2 protein-coding genes are annotated in these 1179 nt (G+C 34.3%); both read right to left on the bottom strand.

All coding sequences use genetic code 11. From position 1 onward, the window contains the following. Positions 1–161 precede the first annotated feature (161 nt). Positions 162–869: a gluconate 2-dehydrogenase subunit 3 family protein gene (locus tag ABJD66_RS04600; protein WP_100896277.1), complete on the bottom strand. Its 708-nt coding sequence runs from the start codon at positions 867–869 to the stop codon at positions 162–164. 3 nt (positions 870–872) lie between these two features. Next, on the bottom strand, positions 873–1179 hold a 307-nt coding region (locus ABJD66_RS04595; protein ID WP_348128718.1), incomplete at its 5' end, for a GMC oxidoreductase.

Genomic DNA, 1179 nt, shown 5'->3' with positions numbered 1-1179 from the left:
CAAATTTACCACCAGAATCTATATTGCTTTTAAGAATCTCGAGGTCGCTAGTTTTTAGATTATCTAACTTATGTATCATAAAAATTGGCTTAAAAACAAAAATTGCCTTTAGATTATAACTCTAAAGGCAATTTAACATTCTTAATTTAAAACCAAATGATTTATGTAATTAAATTCATATCATCATCCCATTCTGCCATAATATTACGTTTACTTTGGTCTACAAACTTAGGCATCCAATCTTTTGGATAAGATTTTCCGTGTTTGTCTAATACATCTTGTGGTACACCATCCCAAACATTAGGCGTATTTCCTTTATAACCTAAGTCTTCTAAGCCTTCTTTAGATGTGTAATAACCAGTAACAGTTAAATTACGCATTAGAGAAAAGAAGTTTTGCTCGTACGTAGGCTCTTTCTCATCTGGGAAAGCTATACCGTCTAAAATAACTTTTTGTTGTTCTGGGGTTGCTTTTTTAAACTCTACACTATAATCTTTATTACTAGTATGGTCTAACCACATTAAGCCTCCTTTAAGCTGAGTTTGATAAGCTGGTATATCTTTTGCCATAAACTCTATAAAATCTGGCACACCTGCATCTGTAGCGCTACCGTACTTTTCATTAGCAGGTAAAATTAGAGCACATAGTACACCTAATGTTTCCATTTGGTGCTCGTTAAAAAATTGTTCTGCTTGTAACTTTGCTATTTGTTCTTTTTCTTCTGGTGTACGTCCAAAATACTTTTCGTCTATAGCAGCTTCTTCAGGTGCAACAGCATCACTATCTGTACCTGGTTTACAACCGTTTAAAGCTAAACCACCGGCAACACCGCCAAGAATAATAGATTTTATACTTTTTCTTCTATCCATAACTTAGATATTTTGCTTTTTAAACTGTTCTACAATATAATCTGATGTTCTCCAAGCCAATGCTAAAATTGTCCACGTAGGGTTTTTATCTGCTTGTGATACAAAAGGGCCAGCATCTACAATAAAAACATTGTCTACATCATGCATTTGCTCGTATTGGTTTACTACAGATGTTTTTGGGTTATTACCCATACGTGTAGTACCAACCTCGTGTATAATTTCTCCTGGTTTGTTTAGCCCATAATCTTGTTCTGCGGTTGGTGTATCTCCTAACACCTTACCACCCATATTATGAATTATTTCTTCAAAA

It is taken from the genome of Cellulophaga sp., assembly GCF_039943695.1.
In the GTDB taxonomy this organism is placed as follows: Bacteria; Bacteroidota; Bacteroidia; order Flavobacteriales; family Flavobacteriaceae; genus Cellulophaga.
Note: the sequence above shows the minus strand (reverse complement) of the source record. Positions and strands in the feature narration are given on the sequence as shown.

Bases quoted from the DNA above. Each gene is read 5' to 3' on its own strand.
- ABJD66_RS04600 (WP_100896277.1), bottom strand. From the start codon at position 869: ATGGATAGAAGAAAAAGTATAAAATCTATTATTCTTGGCGGTGTTGCC.